At 44.9% G+C, this 17,887-nt stretch carries 15 protein-coding genes; 5 read left to right on the top strand and 10 right to left on the bottom strand.

The window, feature by feature from the left end; all coding sequences use genetic code 11:
* Nucleotides 1-59 precede the first annotated feature (59 nt).
* The 3 genes from fhuB to Q5H80_RS09505 are packed head-to-tail and all read right to left on the bottom strand — an operon-like array spanning nt 60 to nt 3,753.
* Nucleotides 60-2,057 carry a Fe(3+)-hydroxamate ABC transporter permease FhuB gene (gene fhuB / locus Q5H80_RS09515; protein ID WP_304564580.1) on the bottom strand — a complete coding sequence of 666 codons (1,998 nt, stop codon included), beginning with the start codon at nt 2,055-2,057 and terminating at the stop codon, nt 60-62.
* Entirely contained in the window at nt 2,057-2,968 is a 912-nt protein-coding gene (locus tag Q5H80_RS09510) for an iron-siderophore ABC transporter substrate-binding protein (protein ID WP_304564579.1), read from the bottom strand. The genes fhuB and Q5H80_RS09510 overlap by 1 nt, the downstream gene beginning before the upstream one ends.
* Nucleotides 2,969-2,985: 17 nt before the next feature.
* Nucleotides 2,986-3,753: an ABC transporter ATP-binding protein gene (locus Q5H80_RS09505; protein ID WP_017104133.1), complete on the bottom strand. Its 768-nt coding sequence runs from the start codon at nt 3,751-3,753 to the stop codon at nt 2,986-2,988.
* A gap of 153 nt (nt 3,754-3,906) precedes the next feature.
* Here Q5H80_RS09505 and Q5H80_RS09500 point away from each other — a divergent pair, with 153 nt between their 5' ends.
* Nucleotides 3,907-5,112: an MFS transporter gene (locus Q5H80_RS09500; protein WP_304569402.1), complete on the top strand. Its 1,206-nt coding sequence runs from the start codon at nt 3,907-3,909 to the stop codon at nt 5,110-5,112.
* Nucleotides 5,113-5,190: 78 nt separating this feature from the next.
* On the opposite strand, the gene Q5H80_RS09495 is transcribed toward Q5H80_RS09500, so the two are convergent.
* Nucleotides 5,191-6,921: an amidohydrolase gene (locus Q5H80_RS09495; RefSeq protein ID WP_304564578.1), complete on the bottom strand. Its 1,731-nt coding sequence runs from the start codon at nt 6,919-6,921 to the stop codon at nt 5,191-5,193.
* Nucleotides 6,922-7,243: 322 nt separating this feature from the next.
* Between Q5H80_RS09495 and Q5H80_RS09490 the strand changes: the two genes are divergently transcribed.
* Complete coding sequence (locus Q5H80_RS09490; protein ID WP_304564577.1) at nt 7,244-7,762, top strand: lipocalin family protein; 519 nt, start codon at nt 7,244-7,246, stop codon at nt 7,760-7,762.
* 93 nt (nt 7,763-7,855) lie between these two features.
* Here the strand turns inward: Q5H80_RS09490 and Q5H80_RS09485 are convergent, their stop codons facing one another.
* The gene (locus tag Q5H80_RS09485; RefSeq protein WP_304564576.1) at nt 7,856-8,230 is read right to left on the bottom strand and encodes a hypothetical protein; all 375 of its coding nucleotides are present in this window, start codon (nt 8,228-8,230) and stop codon (nt 7,856-7,858) included.
* A gap of 83 nt (nt 8,231-8,313) precedes the next feature.
* The gene (locus Q5H80_RS09480) at nt 8,314-8,619 is read right to left on the bottom strand and encodes a monooxygenase (protein WP_304564575.1); all 306 of its coding nucleotides are present in this window, start codon (nt 8,617-8,619) and stop codon (nt 8,314-8,316) included.
* A 165-nt stretch (nt 8,620-8,784) separates the two neighbouring features.
* On the opposite strand from Q5H80_RS09480, the gene Q5H80_RS09475 reads away from it, so the two are divergent.
* Nucleotides 8,785-9,696, top strand: coding sequence for a LysR family transcriptional regulator (locus Q5H80_RS09475; RefSeq protein ID WP_304564574.1), 912 nt, complete (start codon nt 8,785-8,787; stop codon nt 9,694-9,696).
* 22 nt (nt 9,697-9,718) lie between these two features.
* On the opposite strand, the gene Q5H80_RS09470 is transcribed toward Q5H80_RS09475, so the two are convergent.
* Nucleotides 9,719-10,333, bottom strand: a complete 615-nt coding sequence (locus tag Q5H80_RS09470; protein WP_304564573.1) for a TetR/AcrR family transcriptional regulator — start codon at nt 10,331-10,333, stop codon at nt 9,719-9,721.
* A gap of 203 nt (nt 10,334-10,536) precedes the next feature.
* Here Q5H80_RS09470 and Q5H80_RS09465 point away from each other — a divergent pair, with 203 nt between their 5' ends.
* Both Q5H80_RS09465 and Q5H80_RS09460 read left to right on the top strand, forming a co-directional pair.
* Nucleotides 10,537-11,649 (top strand): efflux RND transporter periplasmic adaptor subunit, encoded by a 1,113-nt coding sequence (locus Q5H80_RS09465; protein ID WP_304564572.1) that lies wholly within the window; start codon nt 10,537-10,539, stop codon nt 11,647-11,649.
* Between the two features lie 8 nt (nt 11,650-11,657).
* Nucleotides 11,658-14,756 (top strand): efflux RND transporter permease subunit, encoded by a 3,099-nt coding sequence (locus Q5H80_RS09460; RefSeq protein ID WP_304564571.1) that lies wholly within the window; start codon nt 11,658-11,660, stop codon nt 14,754-14,756.
* A 169-nt stretch (nt 14,757-14,925) separates the two neighbouring features.
* On the opposite strand, the gene Q5H80_RS09455 is transcribed toward Q5H80_RS09460, so the two are convergent.
* The 3 genes from Q5H80_RS09455 to Q5H80_RS09445 all read right to left on the bottom strand — a co-directional run bounded on the left by Q5H80_RS09455 (nt 14,926) and on the right by Q5H80_RS09445 (nt 17,887).
* The gene (locus tag Q5H80_RS09455) at nt 14,926-15,645 is read right to left on the bottom strand and encodes a lipoprotein (RefSeq protein WP_304564570.1); all 720 of its coding nucleotides are present in this window, start codon (nt 15,643-15,645) and stop codon (nt 14,926-14,928) included.
* A gap of 611 nt (nt 15,646-16,256) precedes the next feature.
* The gene (locus Q5H80_RS09450; protein ID WP_304564569.1) at nt 16,257-17,246 is read right to left on the bottom strand and encodes an efflux RND transporter periplasmic adaptor subunit; all 990 of its coding nucleotides are present in this window, start codon (nt 17,244-17,246) and stop codon (nt 16,257-16,259) included.
* Nucleotides 17,246-17,887: a magnesium transporter gene (locus tag Q5H80_RS09445; RefSeq protein ID WP_304564568.1), complete on the bottom strand. Its 642-nt coding sequence runs from the start codon at nt 17,885-17,887 to the stop codon at nt 17,246-17,248. Before Q5H80_RS09445 ends, Q5H80_RS09450 begins: the two co-directional genes overlap by 1 nt.

Genomic DNA, 17,887 nt, shown 5'->3' with positions numbered 1-17,887 from the left:
TTCAAATGGAGGCTTCAAACGGGGGGCTTTAAGCGGAGAAATTGACTTCTCGTGTGTGCTTATTTTCTCATTAGATAGAGGAAGTAGCCGCCACCAATCAGAGAGGCTAATAACCCCGCAGGGAACTGCCAAGGGAACCATAGCGTACGACCAATCCAGTCGGCAGCAACCATGATGATAGCGCCTAATAATGCTGCAGTGAGCATTTGAGGAATCGCGCGATATTGGTGAAGCGAGCGAGCCATGTGCGGCGCCAATAATCCAATGAAACTTAATGGCCCAATGACGATGGTGCACAGCGTTGTTAGTGCCGCGACTAGCAAAAGCAAAGCCAATCGAACAGCGGTTGTGTTCATACCTAGGCTGCTTGTGGTGACGTCCCCTAAGTTAATCAGCTCTATCCAGCGATTCAATGACAGCGCCACTGCACTGGTGATGGAAACCCCAACGGCGAGCAAAATGACATCTTGATTAGCGACTAAATAAGTCGATCCTGAAAGCCAAGTGAGGAGCGCGGTTGCATTCTCATTACCCGAGCTCATTGTGATGCGCAGTAGAGCGTCGAGCCCTGCACTTAGCGCTATGCCTGTTAACAAGGTTTGCGTTGGGGCGAAATTGTGTTTTCTTCCCATCAACCAAACCACGGCAGTCACTGAAGTTGCGCCGAGTGTACCAAGCAGCATTTGCTCTTCTCGGCCGACTGCTGTGCCAAATAGTGTGCCGAGCACTAACGCCAGAGCAGCCCCTGAGCTGATCCCCAATACTTCGGGGCTCGCCATTGGGTTGTTTGAGATGCGTTGAATAATCGTGCCTGCAAACGCAAGCCCGATCCCTGCCAATAGAGCAACTAATACACGTGGTAGACGCAGATCGAATAGCGATGGGTTGAGTTCAAGATTCCAACCGAACTGGTTTTTACCTACTGTAAGGGCAAGAACACACATTACCATCAATAGTACTGACATTGCGGCCAGTACTTTACGCGTATCAACGAATTTGTAGTGCTCAATGGTTTCACTGCGGTTTTTGAGATCGGACTGCAGCTTGGTACGTTGCAGTAACCACAATAAGAAAGGAGCACCCAGTAGCGCCGTCATTGCGCCGGTAGGGAGCAATTCGCCACCGAAGCCAGAGAAGGGCTGAATCACTAAATCTACAATCAATAGAATGAAGCTGCCTACCAACCCACTGACCAGAATCTGTTTCGCGAGTGCTCTTACACCGATAAGCCTAGCGATAGCAGGAGCCACAATGCCAACGAAACCGATTAAGCCTACTTCACTGACTACGGCTGCAGTAATAAATATCGCCAACGATAAGCAAAGCAATTTGATTTGTTTGATGTTGACACCAAGTGAAGTAGCGACATTATCGCCAAATTGCAGCGCTGATAATGGACGCTGTAAAACCAATAATAACAAGGTAGGGATAGAGACTAGCGGAAGCAATATCTGCACGCTCGACCAATCATTCTGATTCAGTAGACCGGCCCCCCAAACAAAAATACTGGTAAGCCGTTGTTCATGCAGCATGAGCAACATGGTGTTGAGTGAGCCTAAAAATAGGCTGACAACCATACCGGCTAACACCATGTGTAATGGTGAAAAGCCTCGTGCAGAACTTAAGGTAAAAACTAAGCCTGTTGCAAGGCAGCCCCCGATGAAAGCGGAAATAAACCCTGGGATAGCTAGGTTAGCAGGAATTAAAAGGATCCCTAATACCATGCCGAGTTCTGCGCCCGAAGCAACACCCAATGTGGTAGGTGAGGCAATGGGGTTACGCAGTACAAATTGCATCACACACCCAGCGACTGCCAGTGCAAAACCACAAATGAGAGCGACGGTAAGCCTAGGTAAATAGGTGAGGTGAGTAATCAGATGCTGATAATTTGAAGAATCAAAGTGAAACAGCGTATCCCAAATCAAGCCAACCCCTTGCGAGTAAGGAGCGGTAATTTGCAGTAGCGAGCTGATCAACAAAACTGCAGCGATAGACAGCACTGCAGGCTTGATATTGAATTGCCTGGTGAGGGTTTTTTCGATCTTTACGGTAGCCATTATTTTTGGATAAGCAGTTCGGTAATGTGGTCACTAAACCTTTGAGCAGCGATTAGCCCACCGAAGGTCCAGATGGTAGGAAGTTCGTAAACGGAGTCTGTACGCGTAAACGCCATCGCTTGCCAAAGAGGGGATTGAGTCAGTTTCTTATGCTCTTCTTCCGTTAGCGGGCCAAAGATCATCACATTCGTCTGTTGGTGTTCAGCGAGCCTTTCAGTGCCTGTAGTGGTAAAACCCCAGAGGTTTGTCTGCTCTTGCCAGTCGTTTTTAAGACCCATGCTGCTTATGGTGGCTTGCGCTAATGAACCTTGGCTATGAATGCGTAAGGTTTTGTCGTTAATAAAGCGTGCAAAAATCAGTGGTTTGTCTGAGTTGCCTGCGGCACGTATTTTTTCACCGTTATCGCTTAATCTCTTGTTTGTCTCATCAATCACTTGTTGGGCGCGTTGTGCTTTGTTAAATAGCTTGCCTAAAGAGAGGGTAACCGAAGTTGCGGATTCAAGTGGTTGTTTCTTTTTGCTGTAGACACTGTAAACCAAGACAGGTGCGATTTTATTGAGCTGGTGGTAGGCCGCCACCATATGCTCACTGATTAAAATGACGTCAGGTTTGAGTTCTGTTAGTAGCTCTAGGTTTGGTTCTCTTCGGGATCCCACATCTGTCGCGTCTGCATTTAACGCAGGTTTTACCACCCATTGCTGATAACCTTGTGCGTCTGCCACACCTTGCAACTCAACGCCTAGGCTTAATACGGTTTCGGTGAGTGCCCAATCTAAAGCCACCACTTTTTTAGGCGTAGCATCGAAAGAGGCACTGCCCATTTCATGTTTGATTTCTAGTGCGTGAACGCTCTCTAGAGCAAGGACATTGAAAGCTAATACTGTGAACAGCATGGTGATGAACTTTTTCACAACAGGTTCCTTTTGATTTAAGGGATGTAGCTGATAGGTTGCCCTGTCTCAGGGTGCTTAAAGAGCGCAAGCTCCATTCCGTAGATTTGCATCAGTGTTTCTGGCGTCATCAAATCTTTAGGCGAACCGGAAGCGATCACTTTTCCAGAATGAAGCGCAATCAAATGATCACTGAATTTGGCGGCCATGTTGACATCATGAAGCACCATGATCACGGTTAAGCCGAGTGACTGATTAAGCTCTCTAATTAAAGCGAGCAATTCATGCTGGTGCGCGACATCGAGTGCTGAAGTTGGTTCATCAAGCAAAATACATTGGCTTTGCTGAGCAAGTAGCATAGCGACCCAAGCTCTTTGTCTTTCTCCGCCGGAAAGTGTTGCGACAAATCGGTCAGAAAAGGCGTTAAGGCCAACTTTCTCAATCGCTTCGTCTACGATGGCATAATCATCTTTGCTGTAACGTCCAAATGCGCCTTTCCATGGATAACGGCCAAAGCAAACCAATTCACGAACGGTCACGCCATCAGTAATCGGTGGGTGCTGCGGCAGGTAGGCGACTTGGTGTGCAAATTCAAGGTTACTGTATGAGGCGAGTGGTTGCTCATTGAAGAAAACGTCACCTTCTGTTGGCGTGTTTTGTCGACTTAACAGTTTAATGAGTGTCGATTTGCCACATCCATTATGACCAAGCAAGGTGGTGATCTTCTTTGGTTCAAAGGTCAAAGTCGTTGGCGAAAGGATTTTCTTACCGTCGATTTCGAACGAGGCATTGGTAAGTGTGTACATAATGCAATATGAAGTTGAGTTATGGGCTGCTAGCCGCTAATGTAACACAGTGAAATCAAAATGATAATTATTCGCCAAATCAATCTATTTATCATTGTAATGTGCTCGTGCCCACTACGAACCTACCAACCTTACTCTAGCGCCTTCGATATTATGTCTGTGATACAAAATAAAAAATTTCAACTATTGGCTATAAGTCTTGCTTCGGCTCTTATGGGAATTGGGCAAAACGGCTTACTCGTTTCACTGCCTTTTCTTGTTGAACAGTCTGCATTCAGCCTACCTACGTGGTCGATTCTTATCGCGGTAGGAAGCATGTTATTTTTGCCATCTGCGCCGTTTTGGGGAAGGCAGAGCGACAAATATGGACCTAAAAAAGTAGTCATTCAGGCACTGATAGGCATGGCTATCAGCTTTGCTTTGTTGTGTTTTTTCGCCATGTTTAGCAAACAGGGGCAGGTATTCGAGTTTTGTTTGATTGGGCTGGTGGTCGCGCGAATTATTTATGGTTGTACGGTGTCTGGAATGGTGCCTGCGAGTCAGCATTGGGCGATATTATTGTGTGGTGAGAAGAACCGTTTACAGGCCATTACATCAGTGAGTCTTGGCCTAAGTGTTGGTCGATTAATTGGGCCTTTGGTCTCCATTTTAGCGTTAAAGTTATCGCCTTTTGCCCCCCTATTCGTGATGATCTTTTTGCCGTGTGTTGCTTTACTTGTCACGATGTTGTTACCACCCCCTAAAAAAGAAACTCGGAAGGCTGAAGGAATAGGGCAAGCACCTTGGTTACCGAATAAAACATTACTGCCTTTTTTATCTTGCGGGTTGTTGTTGTGTGCCGCAGTCGCGTTGTTGCAATACAGTTTTTCTCCATTGATCTATTCGATCACCCGTTGGTCTACCGATCAAATAAGTGACACGATCGGGATTCTTTTGACTATCAGTGCTGCCTGTACTTTTGCTACTCAACTCTTGGTTATCAAAAAAGAAAAGCTGACACCGTTTGTTATGTACCGTTGGGGGGCATTTGGTCTGCTTGTCGGCTTTGGAATGTTATTGATCCCCAGTATGTGGGCGTTAGCTATGGCGATGGTACTGACCGCGATTGGCGCAGCGCTAATTGTTCCTGCTTACACGTTATTCGCCACCGAAAAGCAAAGTGATGCTCCGGGTGCAGCCGCAGGGTATATCGCCATGTCTCATACTCTAGGCTATGGCGTTGCTTCATTATTTGCGTTTACTTCAACCTTGAACCCTCTGTATCCCATCTACTTATGTGGGCTATTTTCTGTACTGATTTTTGCGACGACTTATGTTGTAAAAATAAAGGGAAATACCAAGCTCGCAGAGCAAGCTTAATCTTATATTTCCCCTGATACTTTTTAGTGAATCAGTTAACAGCCGCAAGCAAACGGCTTTGTGTCAAACTTTGATTCGCTAATTTGTGTCTTTGAAAGCAGCGTCTTCGAGAAGAGTGTCTTCGAAAACAGTTTTCCCGTTCAACACTGTCATTAACACCTGTGTTTCTGCGATTCCTCTTGCTGACAACGTGGTGATGTCTTTGTTGAGAATCGCGAAGTCCGCTGATTTCCCTACCTCAATAGAACCCGTGATGTCGTCGATACCAAGGCTCTTAGCTGCATTGATGGTGTAAGCGTCTATCGCGGTATAGATATCAGTTAAGCCTGTTTGGCCCATGATTAAGCTGTTCGCGATGCCGACCAAAGGGTTGATATCGTGTACATTCCAGTCACTGCTTAAGGTGATATTGGCGTCAGTCTTGAGTATCGCGTCTAGGTTCATCATGGCTTTGGCACGGCGAGCACCAAGGAAGGCTTCGGCCCATTGGTGTTGGTGCCTTGCAACGTAATCGGAACCGACTTGGAAATCCGCCGAGACATTGAGTTGCTTGAAGCGGGGAACGTCTTCATCATTGATTAACTCAACGTGGGTTAGGGTGTAAGGCTTTTGTGAACCTTGTTTACGCACGCTTTCAATCGCATCTAGTGATTCACGAACGGCACCATCACCAATCGCATGAATGTGAGCACTAAAGCCGATTTTATCGAGCGCGGTTAGCCACTCTTTCATCTGTGCTGGTGGAATATAGTTTAGGCCATTGGGAGACTGTGGCAGATAGGTATCTAAATAGGGCGCGAGTGTTTTTGCTGTACCGTTAATGAAGATGCCATCGCTGTACATTTTTACCTGATCGACGAGTAGAAGACGGCTTTTATCATCTGAATACATCTTCTCGAAGACTTCTAATTGAGAGGGTATCGCCATTGATGGGTAAACCCAAGGGCGTAATGAAACGCGAGCAGTCAAATCTTGGTTTTGCTCCGCTTCTAGCCAAACGTCATACCAACCTCGCTTCCAATACATCCGGCCGTCACCAATGGTGGTAATGCCGTGCGCAGCGGCTTCTTCAAGACCGAACATTAACCCTTGGTAGCTTTGTTCAAAGAGCTCGCTTTGGCTGTTCCACGCCATCTCCATAATTTGGTCGCCAGCATTATCTAATAAGATACCATTGAGCTTGCCGCTGTCTTGGTCTTTTAAATAAGCGCCACCTTGTGGGTCTGGAGATTGTTGGCTAATTCGCGCTATTTTCAGTGCCTTTGAGTTAACCCACATTGAGTGTGAAGTTTGCTCCATGATCACCACGGGGCGATCAGGGAAGATGCTGTCGATGATCTCAAGTGGTGTGTATTCAGAGTCGCTGTCGAGTGTCGATTCCAAAGAAAAGCCATAACCCATCAGCCAGCCTCGACCATTGGTTTCGCTATTGATTTTACACGCTTCTAAGTAAGGGATTTGCTCTTCTAATGTGGCTTCAGAGTCTAGTTCGCAATTGCCACCCAGCTCTGAAGCGGCTTCGAAAACATGGTTGTGATTATCAATGAACCCCGGCAAGACAAAAGCGTTCTCCAAGTCGATGATATCAGTATTCTGCCCTTCAAAAGTTTGCGTCTGTTCGCGGTCACCGATGAAGATGATCTTGCCTTTATGGGTAACGATCGAGTCTGACTCGCGATGCCCATATATGTCGGCATTGGTAAAGATCTGGTCTGCGGTTAGGCTTTGAGAAACAGCCGATGGCACAGCGCCTAAGCTGGCGAGTAAGGCAATCCATGCAGTGCGTGGCAAAGTGAGCTTATTGTTCATTATTATTTATTCCATGTTCCACTGTTTAGTCAGTATAGAAAGCGAGTGATAAGAATCATATCGCGAATTTTTAATAATAAAGTGTCCGTAGTTGCTCTCCTGATTAAGTTAACTTGCCGTATATTTTGCGGTGACTCCCACTTAGCACCGAACATCAATGAAACATCACTGATTCTTTCGCAGACTAAACCATTCACATAAGATTCTGAATAAATGACAGTTAGGTGAACTTTAAAAATGGATTTAACGTATTACCAAGGATGTAAGTTTATGTTTTCACAAGGCTTACTCGCATTACTAATAAAAACAAGCCGAGGTTAGGATGAAAAAAATATTATTGCTGCTTAGTGTGATTCTATTGGGTGGTTGCGTGGGCATGCCTGAAACAGTAAAGCCCGTTCAACAGTTTGAATTGGATCGATACTTAGGAAAATGGTACGAAGTGGCTCGTTTGGATCACTCGTTTGAGCGTGGCTTAGACAACATCAGTGCCGAATACAGCCTACGTGATGATGGTGGCGTTAAGGTAATTAACCGCGGCTATTCGGCTGAAGATGGCGAATGGAACGAAGCGGAAGGCAAGGCGTATTTTGTCGAAGGTTCTGAACAAGGCTATTTGAAAGTGTCTTTCTTTGGCCCTTTCTATGGCGCTTATGTGGTATTCGAGTTGGACAAAGAGAACTACCAATACGCGTTTGTTTCGGGCCCAGATACTGACTACTTGTGGTTACTTTCAAGAACACCAGAGGTTGCGCCAGAAGTGATGGAGAAGTTCAAAGCGATGTCTAAAGAGCGCGGCTTCAATACTGATGAATTGATTTACGTTGAGCACAGAAAATAAGCTGAGCACGCTAGGTTAACGATAGTTGATTGAGAAAAAGGAACAGGTGATGAGTGCATCTGTTCCTTTTTTATTGGTTTGGTTTTGTATGAACTAGCCTTGTCGACGAACCTGCAACACGCTGAGCACCGATAGTGAAATGAAGAATGCTGGGTCGCTCCAGCCAAAGCCAACAAAGATTCCTGTAAACGCTGCATACAATGTGATGATGGCGCCAAGCATATTCGTAACCACCAAACCTTGGATGAGTTTTTTAGCTGATACTCCGGGTTCAATGTCTCTAAGTAACCAGCTTATCGCGGCAATACCACCAAGGAAGATACTGGTGTGCTGAGAGAGAAAATAGGCGTGCTTATCGTTAATTTCTACGCCGTACATAGGCCACATGACCGTTGGTAGGAAAAACAACGCGAAGGCAAACCCTGCGTAAATGATGCCGTGTAGGCTTAAAAACGTTTTATTGTTCATTAGTATTCTCTCTATTTCGCGTCTTTCACTATTCTGCATTCATTGCACGATGACTATTTTCTACTCAGGAATATACAGCTGAATTAGCCGTTGATTGGGCCTTTGTTAATGGTAGTTAACGGCTGGTTTACGTCAAAAATCATGCCGTGAACTTCATCCACGCCCATCGCTTTTAAGCGTGCGGCATGCATTGTTAGGTAATTTTCTGCGCTGAGTTGGTCTTCGAAAAGGTAGACACCACCGCCCAGTTTTTTGGCTTGGTTTTCTGTCCAGATTTTCCAGATCATGCCTGGTTCATTGTTGATAGATTTTGCTAGGTCAACCAGTGCGTTCGACATCTCTTCGCCAAATGGGCCGTTAAATTCAAAGTCGACTTGTAGTAGTTTCATTGTGTTTCTCCGTTTAACAAATTCCGCTAAAAATAGGTGTTTAAGACAAACAAGCCATTCTCGTTTGTTGTTGAGATTTATATTGCCTGTTGAAATAGATATTACCTGTAAAAAACAGACAGAAAAGTTCATAATATAGTTAATAACTGTCAGGATTTTAGACCGATGAGATTGAAAACTACCCTTGACCAATGGCAAACCCTTTACGAGATTGACCGCGCAGGCAGTATTCAGGCTGCGGCACTGCAATTGAACAAGAGCCACACCACGCTGATCTATGCGCTGAGAAAGTTGGAGGATCAATTAGGCGTGACTTTAGTGCAGGTTGAAGGTCGTCGGGCTGTGCTATCGGAAGACGGAAAGTCACTGCTGCGCCGAGCGAGTAGCATGTTGGAACAAGCTCGCGAGCTAGAGTTGATCAGTGAACAACTGGCGAAAGGTGTTGAGTCTGAAATTGTGGTGGCGGTTGATCACTTGTGTTGTCTTAAACGTCTTTATCAACCGATGGCTGCATTTTTGGCGGAGAACAACACCACATCAATACAAGTGATTGAAACATCACTGTCTAAAACAACGGAAATGGTCACCCAAGAACGAGCCGATGTGGCTATCATCAACCTGCCTATTACTAATTATTCAGCAGAAGCCTTTGGTTTTACGATGATGGAGCCAGTAGTTGCTAGCTCACATCCGTTAGTAAGTGCCGTTTCAGTGTCGTTGAATCAACTGTCGTCTTTGCCACAAATAGTGGTGAGGGATTTAGGTGCTCAAGCTAACCAAGGCAGCAAAAAGCAAGGGAACAAAAAGGATGTAGGCTGGTTAAAGTCGAGTCAGCGTATTACGGTCGATAATTTCGATCATGCGTTTGGCGCGGTAGAGCAGGGAGTCGGGTATTGTCGACTACCAAAGCACATTGTTGAAAGTCGAGGAAGTGACAAGCTCACGGTGTTGAATGTGGAAAATGGCAGCGGATACCAAGTCCCGCTTCATCTCACTTTGCCAAAAGGAGCAAAGACAGGCTCTGCTGCAAAACGGTTCTACGAGTTACTTCTTGAGTCAGCTGCTCCTGCTAACTAACCTTCATTCATTTGGGCTCAAACTAGCGAGGTTGGTTGCCGTTTAAGAATAGTGCAACACATTCACGCGTGTAATTCAGTCTTTCATTATCAGACTCGCCGCTGTCGTGTCCGAAGAATGCCCAATAAGCCGACTTACCATGAAACATCAGTAACAATTGTCGTGCAGCAATGATCGGTGAACTTGATGTTGCAAGCGCTAAGTCACCCGAATCTATTTTCGACTGCAAATAATCAGCGAGTAACTTAGTGGTCTTCTGTGGCCCAGTTTCTAAATAGATTGAGGCGATCTCTGGATGCGTATTCGCTTGGCTAATGGCATTTTGGAAGGTTTGTCTAGATTGCTCATCAAGTAACAAATCTTGAAACTTCACACCAAACTTCACCAATTCTTCTTCCAAAGTGGCATTCATATCAAAGGCAGCAGGACTGAGTTCTCGCTCCGCACATCTGGTTTGCATGCAGGTTTCGAAAAGTTCGTCTTTGTTTTTAAAGTGGGAGTAGACCGTTTGCTTAGAAACGTTCGCTGCTTTGGCTATCTGATCCATATTGATCTTGAAGCCATGATCAGAGAAAAGTTGGCTTGCTGCGGTTAAGATCTGAGATCTCTTCTGTTCACTCTTGATGATTTTAGTCACGTGCTGTTTCTCGTTACTTGCTTGGTACTTGGTGTTGCTCAGTTCAATGCATTTCGTTCTGCGCTAAGCATTATGCTTTTTGTGATGGTTTTATCAATCATTAATGATGAAACTTATTTTTAACACAATCAAACTAGACAGTCTAGTTTGATTTGGTTAGTCTAAAAAAGAACATAATTGAGTACCGCATAGGAACAGTACGTATGTATAAATTGATGAAGGGAAGCGCAGTGGCAGTGGCGTTGTCGGCTTTTCTTGTTGGATGTGGCGAAAAGGAACAGGCCCAAGAGTCGGTTGATTCAACCACTGAAACGACTTCGAGCGTCCAAACCATTTTAACCGTGGAAACGATGGCCTTGGTGCAATCTTCCTCTTATGCGGTACAGCGTGAATATGTTGGTGTGGTAAAAGCAGGGCAACAGGCGAATCTTGGTTTTGAATTGGCGGGTAAAGTAAACGAGATTCTGGTGGATGTCGGTGACACAGTAACCGAAGGTCAACCCTTAATCCGGTTAGACACCCAGCTGTTGCAGACTGAATCGAGCCAACAGAAAGCGCAAGCTGAAGAAGTCAAAGCACAACTGAGCCTTGTGGCGGCAAACCTGAAACGTCAACGCTCACTGAAAGCAAAGGGCTTCAGTGCCGAGGCTGAGATTGATTCTCTTACTAGTGAACAACGTGTATTGCAGGCGAACTTGCTGCGTATTGATGCTTCAGTAAAAGGCAATCAATTGAAGCTAGTGAAATCGACAGTTCTTGCTCCTTATTCTGGCACCATCGCAACCCGTTTTGTCTCGCTTGGAGATGTGGTGAATGTAGGGAATCCAACTCTTACACTGCTCGCTTCTGAGGGCAAAGAGGCCTTCATCGGTATTCCTGCTCATCAAATGAAAAAGGTGACTTCACTTTCCGCACCAAGTATTCGAGTCGGGCGAGAGGATTTTGCTGTGAGCCTGTTGAATCCGGGCGCAATGGTCGACACACAATCCCGCAGCGTCGGCTTACGTTATCTGTTCCCCGAGCAATCTTCGGTATTGGAAGGGCAACTTGCCTATCTTCAGTTTGATGAACAGATTGATGACCAAGGTTACTGGGTGCCATTAACCGGTTTGATTGATGGTTTGCGCGGTGTGTGGAACATCTTTGTCATTGGTGAAGGCAACAAAGTTGAACGACGAAGTGTTCAGGTGTTGTTTGCTAACAATCAACAAGCGTATGTGAGTGGTGCAATCGAGGATGGCGAACAGGTGATCGCAAGTGGTTTACATCGCTTGGTTCCTGGTCAAATCGTGAAGCCAGTCAGCGTAGCTGAGTAGGTAATAGTATGAAAATTATAGAGACTATTTCCAATACGCGACTGCTCATCTTGATGACAGCGCTGCTGATGGTGAGTGGTATTTCTGCGTTCATGACGCTGCCGCGTGCAGAAGACCCGGTGATCATCAACCGTTACGCCAACATCACAACCAGCTTTCCCGGAGCCAGCGCAGAACGTGTAGAAACGCTAGTCACTGAGGTGATTGAGAACAAGTTGCGTGAGTTGAGTGAAGTTAAACTCGTGAGTTCAACCTCAAGGCCGAGCGTGTCTATTGTCACGTTAGAATTGAATGACACTATCACCGAGCCAGAACCGGTTTGGTCGCAAGCGCGTGACAAACTATCTGACATCGAATCCATATTACCTGCGGGTTCGCATTCTCCCGATCTCGACAGTGACCATACCTACGCTTTCACGACCATTGCTTCTCTGACTTGGTCTGGTGCAGGCGAGCCAGATCGATTAACCCTCGGCCGTTATGCCAAAGAGCTCGCCAAGCGATTAAGAACCTTGTCGGGCACTGAATTCGTTGATGAATATGGGATGCCACAAGAAGAGATTCAAATCAGTTTACGTACTGCGGACGCATCGGCGTTAGGGCGTTCAAGTACCAATATTGCTGAGTCGCTAGAAGGGGCCGATGCGAAAAACTCTGCGGGTGAATTGGTGAGTGCTTATTCCCGTTTTGGCTTGGAAATTGAGTCTGAACTGGACTCTATTGAGCGTATCAAGCAAGTGCCAATTGCCACCGACAGCAATGGTCACATTATCCGTATGGAAGACATTGCTTCGGTGAAACGTGGTGAGAAAACCCCTCAAGATCAGATTGCCATTATCGATGGTGAGCCGGGTGTGATTGTCGCGGCAAGAATGCATCCTGATCTGCGAGTCGATAACTGGACGTCACGAGCTAACGCTCTGATTGGCAAGTTTGAGCAAGAGTTACCAAGTAACGTTAAGGTGACAGTGCTCTTTAATCAGCAAGGTTATACCGAGACTCGCTTAGACGATTTAGGCAAGAGCTTGATGATCGGCTTTGGTCTGATTTTGGTTGTTCTGTTTGTCACTTTAGGCGTGCGTGCAGCGATCTTAGTCGCGATTTCCCTGCCGTTAACCTCATTATTAACCCTGTCAGTTATGAAAATGACCGGTCTGCCGATTAACCAGATGTCGGTGACGGGCTTAATTGTGGCGCTCGGGATCATGGTCGATAACGCGGTGGTGATGGTCGATACCATTCAAGCGTATCGTTTGAAAGGGCAGCACCGAGCGGAAGCGACCATGAATGCATTGAAGCATTTATGGGTGCCGTTATTAGGCTCAACCTTAACCACCGTATTGGCGTTTGCCCCGATTATCTTGATGCCGGGTGCATCGGGTGAGTTTGTCGGTGGTATAGCGATTACCGTTTCTTTCTCGTTGATCGGTTCTTACATTATCTCGCACACCTTAATCGCAGGCTTGGCGACTAAGCTACTGCCCAAGCAACTCAGTGATGTCGATAAGAAAGGTCAACACCATTGGTACATGACGGGCTTAAGAATCCCAGCATTAACACGTTGGTTCTCATCTTCTGTTCGATTTGGTGTGACGCATCCAATCATCACTATAGCTCTTGTGTTATTGGTACCGTTTACCGGTTACTGGAGTATGTCTCAGCTGACAGAGCAATTCTTCCCGCCATCAGACCGAGATATGTTTGAGATTCAGGTGTACATGCCGCCTCAAGCAAGCATTTATGCGACCAAGAATATCTCTGAGAAAATAGACGATATCATTCATCGCTATCCAGAAGTGGAGCGCATTGATTGGCTAGTGGGCGCTAACTTCCCATCTTTTTATTACAACTTGCAAGCAAGGCAAAACAACGCGCCGTACTTCTCGCAAGCAATGGTGAAAACAGAAAACTTTGAACAAGCCAATGCGCTAATTCCAGAACTTCAAAAGGTGCTAGATAAAGAAGTACCACAGGCGCAGATCTTGGTGCGTAAACTGAACCAAGGGCCTCCATTTACCGCGCCCGTTGAACTGCGTGTGTATGGTGAAAACCTCGATACGTTGAAAGCGATTGGTGAGGATGTGCGATTGATTCTGGCAGGAGTTCCTCATGTCACTCACACAAGGGAAACGCTGCAACCGGGTACGCCAAAGGTGTGGTTGAAGGTCGATGAAGACACCGCAAAACTTAACGGAATTTCACTCAATCAGTTTGCGGGCATGTTGCAAACCACGCTGACTGGTCGTGAAAGCGGCTCGGTAATTGAGGGCAGTGAATCTGTACCAATCCGTGTTCGAGTTGCGGATGACGCGCGTGAAAACTTGGCGCATTTGAGTAATATTCGCTTGCCGATAAGCTCTGAGGTGTACTCAACCGGTATCAATGTTTCTACTTTAGCTGAGCTTGAATTAACGACAAGCCGTGGTGCGATTACTCGTCGTAATGGGCAGCGTGTTAATACCATCGAGGGTTACATTGAAGCGGGTGTCTTACCTCAAACGGTACTTAATGAATTCCAAAAACGTTTAGAAAGCTATCAGATGCCATCAGGTTACACGATTGGTTTTGGTGGTGAATCCGCTGAACGAGATAATTCAGTCAACAGCCTGATCTCGAATGTCGCAGTCGTGGTGGTATTGATGGTGTTGGTGGTAGTGATGTCGTTCAATTCGTTTCGAATGAGCAGCATCATCTTCATGGTAGCAGGATTGGCTGGTGGTCTAGGATTGTTGTCTGTTTGGATTTTCGGTTATCCGTTCGGCTTTACGGTGATCATCGCAATGCTTGGTATTGCAGGCTTGGCGATCAATGCCGCCATCGTGATTTTGACGGAGCTGAAATTGGATGAACAAGCCTCATCAGGTAATGTGGATGCGGTAGTCGAGGCGGTAATGTCGTGTACTCGACATATCAGTTCGACCACAATTACAACTGTTGGTGGCTTCATGCCATTGATCATTGCTGGTGGTGGTTTCTGGCCTCCGTTTGCGGTCGCTATTGTTGGTGGAACCGTGTTAACCACGCTTATTTCATTCTACTTTGTGCCTGTGGTTTATCACTTGATGACCAAAAATCAACGTAAAACCATCGCGACTCAAGCTGCATAAGTTATCTTTAGCTGGCTTATTGGTGATTTCACGAAAAAGCCTTTGTAGAGACCCGTTGGATTAATAACGAAGAACACCTCCTTATGGGAGGTGTTCTTTTCTCTAACTTTATGCACACTAAATCGCGCTACACTTCATTCGATATATTGTTTCGAATAAAGAGTTACGATTATTTGGTTAGTGTATCTGTAGATTGATTGTAAGTGTAATGAATAGCAACCGCAGGAGTACTATTAACAAGAAAGTCAACTTCTTGTTTATTATAGTTATAGTTCAGGTTTATTTCATCAATATTTGTTCCTACAACAGTTAATAGTGTTGAATCTTTCTTTCTCGATAAGTTGAAATTTTGCCCCTTAAGCCCTGTAGAGGAAGCGTAATGGCCATCTGATTTGATATCGAAGTTTATATCGATTTTTTCACCATAAACGCCAACATCTGTTTTTTGGTATACACCCTCTGATTTTTCAATAACATTAATTGGCATTGGTTTGGTGATTACGTCAGAGGTTACAGACATATTGAAGCCTGATTGGTCAAATCTTGAAACAGTAACGAATATTTTGTTTCCGTCTGGCAGTGTATATTCTTTCTCTGCAGTACCATTGTCCGTAAAGTGCTTAAAGGCAAAGCCACTGTTGGAATATTTCCAAATATCTCCAATGACTGGTTTAAGATACTCAGAGCGTTCATACGTTGCGTAAATTGCAGTTCTTAACAGGTTTTCTATATCTAGAGATACGGGGTCTGCTGCGCTATTCAAAAATGTTATATCTGTGTTGTAGATTGGTGCTTTTTTCTGTTTTACCGGAGCTTTAGCTTCGTCTTTTTTGTTACAGCCAGATAAAACAGCTAGCGCTAAAGTAGCTAGTAATAATTTTCTTTTCATTTTGACTCAATGTATTCTAGATAGTTATTGTTGAATCCAGCATGTTATATCCTTTTCTGTATAAATATCAATTTGGTCACTTTTACGGATAATTAACAAATATTTAAATAATTGTTGTTTTGTTTTATCTTTTGTTAATTATTGTTGGTTTGTAATCTGAGTGTCATGAAATCCACACCTATTGTCAGTGGTTTCATCTTTTTCCTTGTTGGGTTTGGATATTTTAATTACCTAGCTTACTTTGCTTACATTGGCTACTTACTTTTCTTTACTTACGAGGTGGGTAATAATTAAATGGTTAACCAACAATCGTTTGTTTTTATATTAATAAATTATTTTTTCTTCAAGTGGTGCCATAATCCTTTACTAAGTCTACTTAAGTAATTATTTGGTACATTACTTAAGAACCATTCCGCCAGTATGAGCGTAGCCTTGATGGTAAAGAGTCTAAAGTTAAGGTTGTTGAATTCATCGTACTCTCTGGCTGTGACTGATACAAAAATGCCCTGAAATTCAGGGCATTAATTTGAAATTAGTGGCTGTTAAATGATGTAAGTATTTATCTAGTGTCTAGTCGCTACGAAGGGCTTAAATTACTAAGCGGTTAAGTGTTACCAAGCACCTAAGTATGACTTGTAAGATTGAAGGCGAACCGTTGCTGCACCGATAACATCAATGAAGCCCCAGAACGGATGTGGCTTCTCTGCCGAGATCCAAGCCGCGCCAGTTGAACCAATCGGGATGTTGTAACCTTCTGGTTCGATGATCTTAAGTACAATGGTACGGCCTAAACCATTACCGTTTCTTACTACGTGTTGGCCGACGCTTTGTGGCCCTTGAAGTGGAGAAATACTCGACTCTCCGGTACCTGCATTAAAGCTGTGTACTTTTGCTCGGAACACGTGCCCTGGATATGCATCAACGAAGAACTCAGCGAAATCTCCTACTTGAACATAGCCGTACGTTTGGTCTGAAATACGCATCTCAAGGAACTTTTTACTGGTGTTGTAGAGGTGCATGTTACCCATGACAGAACCTTCAGCGATATTCACTATCGATACCTGACCGTCAAACTCAGCTTTAACGGTTTTCTTCTCTTGCGCCCAGTTTACTTTTTGCAGATCGGCTTTCAGCGACACAAGTTCAGCGTGCAGTACACGAAGATCTGAATCGTACTTTTCAATATCACGAGCATTAAAGATCTGCGGTGATGTTTCAGCACGCTCAAGATCTCGCGTCATCTGTTTAACCTGTTCTTCTTTCTTAACAATCTCAGATTCGATCTTCGCTTTGTCAGCAGCAGAGTTTATATCGACGAGGGTGTAGATTATGTCGCCTTCTTTAACCATTTGGTTGTGCTCAACAAGCACTTTGTCGATCTGCTGGCCAAAGATAGGTGACATCACCGCGTGTGGTGCTTTCACTGTGGTTGAGTTGGTTAAATCAACGGGTGCCCACAAGCGAGAGATAACCGCTAATAGCGCAAGAATCGTTACACCACCAATGGCAGCCCATGTGTAGTTTTTGAAGTTCTTCTTAAGTGCGCCTGTCGCAAACAGTGACCATACAATTAGGATGTATGGAATCATCATCTCTTTCATTATGCGACCTCTTTTTCTGTAGGGGATGGTTTTGTTGGAGTTTTTTCTTTTGAAGACTTAGCTTTTGAAGACTGAGCTTCTGAAGATTGTTCTACTGAAGATTGCTTTGTTTGAGACGGCTCTGTTACCGATTTTTCAGGTGATACGCGGACTACGGCAGCCTCTGAATTGGTTGCGTCTTGTTTAGGCTGTACACCGCGGCGAATCACATCGCTCAGTGATTGACCAATATGTTTCCAGTTCGCCAATGCGATAACCAAGGCGATAACCCAGAATGTTTTGCTGATGAAGAGTCCGCAAAGTGACAGTGCAAACACGATTTGAACGTGTGCGCTTTTGTGCTCTTTTGCTTTATGCACACCCAGTTCATGCAACTGCCACATACCGTAAACACCGGCTAATACCACAGCAATTGTCACTGAGAATAAGTAACCAGAGAAGGACTCCATCTGGAAGAAGTTCATCATCATTTCATTGGGATGATTGTTGAATTGAGACATGTCGATGTCTTTAGAATGGATTGTGCCTAATGGTGCAAGAGCCCATGCACCAGCAAACATCACCGCCATAAACAGGCAGAATTTAATCAAGACCATCACAACGGCCCAGACTTTCTGGAAAACGATTTTAATAAAGTTCAT

This window comes from Vibrio sp. SNU_ST1 (assembly GCF_030563405.1).
In the GTDB taxonomy this organism is placed as follows: domain Bacteria; phylum Pseudomonadota; class Gammaproteobacteria; order Enterobacterales; family Vibrionaceae; genus Vibrio.
Note: the sequence above shows the minus strand (reverse complement) of the source record. Positions and strands in the feature narration are given on the sequence as shown.

Coding starts and splice junctions, on each gene's coding strand:
- Q5H80_RS09465 (WP_304564572.1), top strand. CDS start 10,537: ATGTATAAATTGATGAAGGGAAGCGCAGTGGCAGTGGCGTTGTCGGCT.
- Q5H80_RS09495 (WP_304564578.1), bottom strand. CDS start 6,921: ATGAACAATAAGCTCACTTTGCCACGCACTGCATGGATTGCCTTACTC.
- Q5H80_RS09450 (WP_304564569.1), bottom strand. CDS start 17,246: ATGAAAGAGATGATGATTCCATACATCCTAATTGTATGGTCACTGTTT.
- fhuB (WP_304564580.1), bottom strand. CDS start 2,057: ATGGCTACCGTAAAGATCGAAAAAACCCTCACCAGGCAATTCAATATC.
- Q5H80_RS09480 (WP_304564575.1), bottom strand. CDS start 8,619: ATGAAACTACTACAAGTCGACTTTGAATTTAACGGCCCATTTGGCGAA.
- Q5H80_RS09460 (WP_304564571.1), top strand. CDS start 11,658: ATGAAAATTATAGAGACTATTTCCAATACGCGACTGCTCATCTTGATG.
- Q5H80_RS09490 (WP_304564577.1), top strand. CDS start 7,244: ATGAAAAAAATATTATTGCTGCTTAGTGTGATTCTATTGGGTGGTTGC.
- Q5H80_RS09485 (WP_304564576.1), bottom strand. CDS start 8,230: ATGAACAATAAAACGTTTTTAAGCCTACACGGCATCATTTACGCAGGG.
- Q5H80_RS09455 (WP_304564570.1), bottom strand. CDS start 15,645: ATGAAAAGAAAATTATTACTAGCTACTTTAGCGCTAGCTGTTTTATCT.
- Q5H80_RS09505 (WP_017104133.1), bottom strand. CDS start 3,753: ATGTACACACTTACCAATGCCTCGTTCGAAATCGACGGTAAGAAAATC.
- Q5H80_RS09475 (WP_304564574.1), top strand. CDS start 8,785: ATGAGATTGAAAACTACCCTTGACCAATGGCAAACCCTTTACGAGATT.
- Q5H80_RS09445 (WP_304564568.1), bottom strand. CDS start 17,887: ATGAACTTTATTAAAATCGTTTTCCAGAAAGTCTGGGCCGTTGTGATG.
- Q5H80_RS09500 (WP_304569402.1), top strand. CDS start 3,907: ATGTCTGTGATACAAAATAAAAAATTTCAACTATTGGCTATAAGTCTT.